Below are 7,171 nucleotides of genomic sequence, written 5' to 3'. Positions count from 1 at the left end.
TTCGGTGGTTATATCAGCGCAGCCCATTCGCCGTGGCACCCGAATCGAGGAAGGCATGCTAGCTGTTGTGGATGTGCCCGCCGATTCGGTTATTCAGAGCCAGATTGTGGATCCCAAGGAGGTATTGGGGAAACTGGCCGCCCGGGACATCCCCCAGGGGATTTTCCTGACCCAGGGCGATTTGGCAGATTCTCCCACCGCTTTGGGCGAAGCCGGCTCCACAGCCGCCCTGGGGATCCCGCCGGGATATGTGGCTATTTCCATTCCCATTTCGCGGCTGACCAGTGTGGCCTACGCCATCCGCCCGGGGGATCATGTGGCGATTTTGGCTACCTTGCCCATTATCGATGTGAATCAGGATTTCCAGTCTCGTTTACCTGACATCATTGAATCAGCCACACAATTCAGTGGTGAGGGGCAATATTCATTGACCCCTTTGGTTGAGACCTCAGGTGCTTATTTGGGAAAGGTAGTCAATGATGAGGAATTAGGGGCTTCGTTCTATGTGGCCCCCTCGGAGCCTCAGCGCCCCCGTTTGACGACGCAAATGCTGATTGAAGATGCGCTGGTTTTGTACGTGGGCACTTTCCCTCTGACCAAGGCGCAACCTGAGGCGACACCTGCGCCTGAGCAACCAGTCCAAGGCGCGCCTTCGCCTCAGCAGCCGGTTGGCGAGCAACCCATGGAAGTAAAGCCGCCTGATGTCATCACTCTAATCGTCTCGCCTCAGGACGCGGTGGCGCTCAAGTACTTGATGGACCGGCAAATTGTGCTCACCCTGGCTTTGCGCGCCCCGGGAGATACCGAAACGGTGAAGACGGAAGCGGTCACCCTGTCGTACATTATTGACCAGTATCGCTTTGTCATTCCGGCCAAGTTGCCTTATGACATCGAGCCGCGCATCGACCGGATCGAGATGCCGGTGTTGCCGAACGATGCGCAACTTGCTCCGTAACCGTAACGAGACGTCATTCGCTGCGAGGGAAACATGACCGGTGAACCCATTCGGGTTTTAATCGTCGATGATATTGCCGAAACGCGAGAGAACCTCAAACGGGTGCTGCAGTTTGAGCCGGGGATTGAAGTGGTTGGGGCCGCCAGTGGAGGGCGCGAGGGTATCCAGATGGTCACGGAATTGCAGCCCGATGTGGTCATCATGGATATCAACATGCCCGACATGGACGGTATCACCGCTACTGAAGAGATTCGTCGGCGGCTGCCGTTCACGCAGATTGTCATTCTCTCGGTGCAAGGAGACCCCAGTTACATGCGCCGCGCCATGCTGGCCGGTGCACGTGACTTTTTGACCAAACCGCCGGTTATCGACGAATTCATCGGTGCCGTTCGGCGTGCAGGGAAGTTGGCCCAGGAAGAGCGTGAAAAACAGATGGCCCTCCCCAGCACCGGGGGGCTCTCCCCGGAGACCCTGACCAGCGGGAGTGTTCCAAGGGGGAAGGTGATCACCGTCTATGCGCCCAAAGGCGGCATTGGTTGTACCACCGTGGCTGTCTCCCTGGCGGCCGCGTTGAGCGCCGACGACACGCCCACCGTGGTCATGGATGCGAAACTTCAGTTTGGGGATGTGGCCCTGTTCCTCAATCAGCATGGCAAGCATTCCATTTTAGACCTGGCGCCGCGCGCCGACGCACTGGACCAGGAGATCGTCAACCAGGTGTTGTTGAAGCACGAGTCCACGGGGCTGCGCATCCTGGCCGCGCCAGTGCGCCCAGAGGATGCCGAGCAGTTGAACGCAGAGCAACTGGTGCATATCATCGACTTTTTGCGCTACAGCCACGATTACATTGTCGTTGACACGGCGTCGGCCCTGGACGAGTTTACCCTGGCGGCGTTGGAGCACAGCGATGTGATTGTGCTCCTGGTGGCTCAGGACCTGATGTCCATCAAGGATGCGGCCCTTTTCCTGGAACTTTTGCACAAGATGGAATGGCCTCTGGAGCGGGTGATGCTGGCCATGACGCGCTACGACAAACGGATCAATGTGAGCCCAGAGCGTGTGGCGGACCACTTGAAGATGTCGGTGACCGCGGTCATCCCCGAGGATTTGAAGGCCGCCTGGCGGGCCATTCAGCGGGGCTTGCCCCTGGTGAAAGTGGGTGGGAAAGCAGCTTTGGGCGTGATGGAACTGGCGCGGGCGGTGCGGCGGCAACTGGCGCAGACGGTCGAGGCCGGGTAAGGAGGATGAAGCATGTCCTTGTTGAAGCGTATTGAGCAGGGAAGCGGGCAGCGGCGTAGGGAAGAGCGTCCTGAAACGACCGGGCCCGCCGAGCGCTCTGTCAACCCACGGCTGGGCAATTTGCAAACGCGCCGGACGACCCTCCCCAAAGGGGTGACCCAGACCGATGCCTACCGCGACCTCAAGGCCCGGATGCAGAACCGGCTGATTGCTGAGATGGACCCCTCTCTGGATCTCAGTCGCACTCAGGAGGTCCGACGTGTCATCCACGAACTGTTCGAGCAGATTTTGCAAGAAGAGGCCGTGATTTTATCGCGGGTGGAAAAGCAGCGCCTTTTTGAGGCCATCGTGGCCGAGATTTTGGGCTTTGGCCCCTTGCAACCCCTGCTGGAGGACGACACCATCACCGAAATTATGGTCAACGGGGCCAAGAATGTGTATGTGGAGCGCAGCGGAAAGATCGAGCGGGCGCCGGTCTCGTTCGAGAGCGATGACCATGTCATGCGCATCATCGAACGCATCGTGGCCCCTCTGGGCCGGCGCATCGACGAGTCCAACCCGTATGTGGACGCCCGTTTGCCCGATGGCTCCCGTGTGAACGCGGTCATTCCGCCGATTTCGTTGATCGGCCCTGTATTGACCATCCGTAAGTTCTTCAAGACGCCGCTTACCGTGCAGGACCTGATTCGTTTTGGCTCTATCACCCCTGAGGCCATCGAGTTCCTCCGCGCCTGTGTGGTGGCCCGCTTGAACGTTGTGATCTCCGGCGGTACAGGCTCCGGTAAAACCACCCTGCTGAACATTCTCTCTGGCTTCATTCCCGGGGACGAGCGGATCATCACCATCGAAAACGCGGCCGAGTTGCAGTTGCGTCAGGAGCATGTGGTGCCTTTGGAATCGCGCCCGCCTAACATCGAAGGCAAGGGCGAGGTGACCATCCGCGATTTGGTGATCAACGCCCTGCGGATGCGCCCCGACCGCATCATCGTCGGTGAGGTGCGCGGTGGCGAGGCGCTGGACATGTTGCAGGCCATGAACACGGGCCATGAAGGCTCCATGACCACGGTGCACTCGAACAGTCCCCGCGACACGCTGGCCCGTATTGAAACAATGTCCCTTATGGCCGGCATGGAGTTGCCTGTGAGGGCCATTCGTGAGCAAATTGCCTCGGCTATCGATTTGGTCGTCCATCAGGAGCGGATGCGCGATGGCTCGCGCAAGGTGGTCGCCATTACCGAGGTGTCGGGCATGGAAGGGGATGTGATCACCATGACCGACTTGTTTGTCTTCGAAAATGCGGGTTATCGAGATGGCAAGGTGCACGGACGCCTGCGCCCCACGGGGTTGCGTCCGAAATTTATGGACAAAATCGAGGCCGCTGGTATTCATCTCCCGGCTTCTATCTTCGGCATTGGCCCCCGGCGGTAAGTTGGGGAGGGAGTAGAGCCATGAGTCCGGTGTTGCTCATCACCATAGGCGGTGGTCTGGCCCTGATTTTGTTGGTGGTTGGGCTGGTGCTGTCCATTCGGGGGGAACGGGCTCAACTGGAGAAGCGGCTGGAACAGTATTTACAAGATGAGATGGAGGCAGATGAACTGCGGCGCTCCCGTGAACCTGGGGCGTTGCAATCCTGGCTGGACCGGCAGGTCGAACGTACAGAATGGTGGGGAGGTATTGCGCGGGGTTTGTCTCAAGCCGACCTGCGGTTGCGCCCTGCCGAGTACATTGCCTTGCGCTTCTTGGCTCTGATTCTGGGGGGCCTGGTGGGCTATGCCTTTGGCGGCGGCAACGCGCTATTTACCTTATTGGGGGTGGTTTTAGGGTGGATGGGGCCAGGATTTTATGTTCGATTGCGGCGATCTCAACGCTTGACCCAATTCAACGCCCAGTTGCCGGATATGCTCAATTTGATGGTCAATTCGCTGCGCGCTGGTTACTCCACCCAGCAGGCCATGGAAGCGGTGAGTCGTGAGTTGCCCCCGCCCATCTCCACGGAGTTCCGCCGGGTGACCCAGGAATTGCAAATCGGCATTCCCATGGAATGGGCCCTGGAAAATTTGCTCCGCCGGGTGCCCAGTGACGATCTCGATCTGGTGGTCACGGCCATTTTGGTTCAGCGCGAGGTGGGTGGTAACCTGGCTGAGGTACTGGAAACGATTTCCGAAACCATCCGCGAGCGGGTTCGGGTTCAGGGTGAGATTCGCACGCTCACGGCCCAGGTCCGTCTTTCGGGAACCATCATTTCCCTGATCCCCTTTGTGCTCTTTTTGATCATCTATCGCATTGCTCCGGACTACATGGGGCAGTTCTTGCGGCCCGAAAACCGCGTTTGCGGCCTGGGAATGTTGGGTACCGCGTTGACGATGATCGGCTTGGGGTATTACATCATGCAGCGGATTTCCAAAATTGAAGTGTGACCTGGGGAGGGCCCGATGTCGTTGACTCTGCTTCTGCTCGTGGCGTTGGGGATCCTGGTGCTGTTGGCTTACATTGGTTTGCGAGAGCAAAGAGCCCAGGAAGAGGGGAAAGTCGACCCTTTGCAGGCCCGACTGGCGGAATATCTCGATGCAGGACAAGAGTTGACCTCGCTGGAAGAAGTCGAACTCCAGCAGTCCTTCACCGAGCGCGTGATTTTGCCTCTGGCCCGGGCGGTGGGTTCGTGGGCGTTGAAGTTTACGCCGCGGGCCATCGTCTCCCAGGCCGAAAAGCGCCTGGAACTCGCCGGCCGCCCCTACAACCTGGATGCCACCGCGCTGGTAGCCTTTCAATTAAGCGGTATGATTGTCTTTGGATTGGGGGTTTACTGGTTGCTGGCTACCTCTCCTTCGCCTTCCTACCAGCGTTGGAGTCTGGTTGGGGGGCTTTCCTTTGCCCTGATCGGGTATTACTTCCCGCAGATGTGGCTGGTGCGGCTGATCAACCGCCGTAAGAAGGAGGTGCTCCGGGCGTTGCCCGATGCCCTGGATTTGTTGACCATCTGTGTGGAGGCAGGGCTGGGCTTTGACGCGGCGATGCGTAAGGTGAGCGAGAAGTGGGCCAATGAACTGGCCTTTGAGTTCGCCCGGGTGTTGCGCGAGATGCAGTTGGGCAAGCCGCGGAAGGACGCCTTGCGCGATATGGCCGACCGCGTCGATTTGCCTCAGTTGCGCAGTTTCGTGGCGGCGGTGGTTCAGTCGGAGCAGTTGGGTGTGAGCATGTCCAATGTGTTGCGCATTCAGGCCGAAGGGATGCGCGTCCAGCGTCGTCAACGGGCCGAAGAGGAGGCCCACCGCGCACCGGTGAAAATGCTCTTTCCCCTGGCGTTTCTCATCATGCCCTCGATTTTCATCGTGCTCCTGGGGCCCGCAGTGTTCATCGTCATGCGTTCCTTGGGCGGGGGATTGTAATCCAGCGGAGGCCTATTCATGCTGCGCCCCTCTTCCTGGGGCGTCCGGGCCGCTCTAAAGGCCCTGGACTGGCTTTTGCCGCCCCGATGCTTGGGGTGTGGCCTGGCGGGGGAGTACCTGTGCCTGGCCTGTCAGAGGCAGGTGCCGCCTTTGCAACCGCCGTTTTGTCTTCGCTGTGGGCAACCCTTGCCGGGGCGCGGAGGGCATGGGGAAAGTGAGGCCGCGCTCTGCGCGGCGTGCAGGGCCCGCCGCCCGGCCTTCGACCAGGCCCGGTCCTACACGCTGATGGAGGGCCTCGCCCGGAAGGTGCTCCATGCGTTGAAGTATCGTCGGGCTTTAGGGCTAAGCCCGCTCTTGGCCGGGTGGCTGGCTTGGCTGGTGCAACGAGAGGGCTGGCCCGTTGAAGTGGTGGTGCCGGTGCCGTTAGGCCCCCAACGGCAGCGGGAGCGTGGCTACAATCAAGCGGAGTGGCTGGCCTGGGCCCTGGCGAAGCGGCTCGGCGTGCCCTTTCGCCCCGATGCTGTGCTTCGCTGGCGGGAAACGGCTTCTCAGGTGGGCTTGAATGCCCGCGAGCGCCGTTGGAATGTGGAGGGTGCCTTCCGTTTGCAGGGCGCTTTTCCTTTTCGACGGGTTTTGCTGGTAGATGATGTGATGACGACGGGCGCTACGCTGGACGCCGTGGCGCAGACCCTCCGTGACCAGGGGCGTGTGGAACACATCTGGGCGGTCACGGTGGCGCGAGCCGTGTTGCATCACCCTGAGGCCGCAGCGGATTTGGCGCTTTGAAAAGTTTGTGCTAAGATAAACTTGAAACGCCGGAAGGCAGGCTTATTTCCAGGAGGATTTTATGAGCGCACCTGTAGAAATCTATACCCGCAATCTTGAACTGAACGAGCGCTTGCACGATCTCGTGGATCGCAAGGTAGGCAAGCTGGATCGTTACATTCAGGGAATCCAGACCATTCGCGTCGATTTGGGGCACGACAAGGGGGCCCGGAGTGCCAACGATCGGTATGTGGCAGAGATTACGGTGTACGGCAAGCGGTTTATGCTTCGTGCCGAAGAGCGGGCTGATGATATTCTGACAGCTTTGGACGCCTCCCTGGACAAGATGCAGCGACAGATTCGTCGCTACAAGGGAAAGCGCTATCGTGGCCGTGGAGATCGGACCTCGGTGGCTGAAGCCTCTTTGGCTTCAATGGAAGAGATCGAGGAGGAGGAACCTGTCATCGTTCGGCGCAAACGCTTCGTTTTGACTCCCATGGATGAAATGGAGGCGGTCGAGCAGATGCGATTGTTGGGCCACGATAGTTTCTTCATTTTCTTCAATGTGAACACCAATGCGATCAATGTGCTCTATCGTCGCCGTGACGGCACATACGGCATCATCGAGCCTGAATTAGGATAATGCAGGCCCCCATGGTAGGTGTGCAAGCCCCCCGCGCCTCGCGCGGGGGTTTCCGTTTGGTGAGTTTGGATCATTTTTCTGCATTTGGCGAGGGGGGCATCGTTTCAACCGGGCGGCAGGTAGCATGTAAAAAGGTTACACCACCTATAGTCGGTAATAACTCAACTACCTCGATGATTCTAA

Annotated in this window: 7 protein-coding genes; all 7 read left to right on the top strand. The window is 59.1% G+C overall.

The window, feature by feature from the left end; all coding sequences use genetic code 11:
- Positions 1–955: hypothetical protein (locus G4O04_05240; protein ID HEY57925.1), on the top strand; the 955-nt coding region annotated here is incomplete at its 5' end.
- Positions 956–988: 33 nt separating this feature from the next.
- Positions 989–2,194, top strand: a complete 1,206-nt coding sequence (locus G4O04_05235) for a response regulator (protein HEY57924.1) — start codon at positions 989–991, stop codon at positions 2,192–2,194.
- 12 nt (positions 2,195–2,206) lie between these two features.
- Complete coding sequence (locus G4O04_05230) at positions 2,207–3,622, top strand: CpaF family protein (protein ID HEY57923.1); 1,416 nt, start codon at positions 2,207–2,209, stop codon at positions 3,620–3,622.
- Between the two features lie 20 nt (positions 3,623–3,642).
- Entirely contained in the window at positions 3,643–4,611 is a 969-nt protein-coding gene (locus tag G4O04_05225) for a secretion system protein F (protein HEY57922.1), read from the top strand.
- Between the two features lie 15 nt (positions 4,612–4,626).
- The gene (locus G4O04_05220; protein ID HEY57921.1) at positions 4,627–5,580 is read left to right on the top strand and encodes a type II secretion system F family protein; all 954 of its coding nucleotides are present in this window, start codon (positions 4,627–4,629) and stop codon (positions 5,578–5,580) included.
- Between the two features lie 18 nt (positions 5,581–5,598).
- Positions 5,599–6,366, top strand: coding sequence for a ComF family protein (locus tag G4O04_05215; GenBank protein ID HEY57920.1), 768 nt, complete (start codon positions 5,599–5,601; stop codon positions 6,364–6,366).
- A gap of 61 nt (positions 6,367–6,427) precedes the next feature.
- Positions 6,428–6,988, top strand: a complete 561-nt coding sequence (gene raiA / locus G4O04_05210; protein ID HEY57919.1) for a ribosome-associated translation inhibitor RaiA — start codon at positions 6,428–6,430, stop codon at positions 6,986–6,988.
- Positions 6,989–7,171 lie beyond the last annotated feature (183 nt).

This window comes from Anaerolineae bacterium, from assembly GCA_011176535.1.
In the GTDB taxonomy this organism is placed as follows: Bacteria; Chloroflexota; Anaerolineae; order Anaerolineales; family DRMV01; genus DUEP01.
Note: the sequence above shows the minus strand (reverse complement) of the source record. Positions and strands in the feature narration are given on the sequence as shown.

Bases quoted from the DNA above. Each gene is read 5' to 3' on its own strand.
- G4O04_05235 (HEY57924.1), top strand. From the start codon at position 989: ATGACCGGTGAACCCATTCGGGTTTTAATCGTCGATGATATTGCCGAA.
- G4O04_05230 (HEY57923.1), top strand. From the start codon at position 2,207: ATGTCCTTGTTGAAGCGTATTGAGCAGGGAAGCGGGCAGCGGCGTAGG.
- G4O04_05225 (HEY57922.1), top strand. From the start codon at position 3,643: ATGAGTCCGGTGTTGCTCATCACCATAGGCGGTGGTCTGGCCCTGATT.
- G4O04_05220 (HEY57921.1), top strand. From the start codon at position 4,627: ATGTCGTTGACTCTGCTTCTGCTCGTGGCGTTGGGGATCCTGGTGCTG.
- G4O04_05215 (HEY57920.1), top strand. From the start codon at position 5,599: ATGCTGCGCCCCTCTTCCTGGGGCGTCCGGGCCGCTCTAAAGGCCCTG.
- raiA (HEY57919.1), top strand. From the start codon at position 6,428: ATGAGCGCACCTGTAGAAATCTATACCCGCAATCTTGAACTGAACGAG.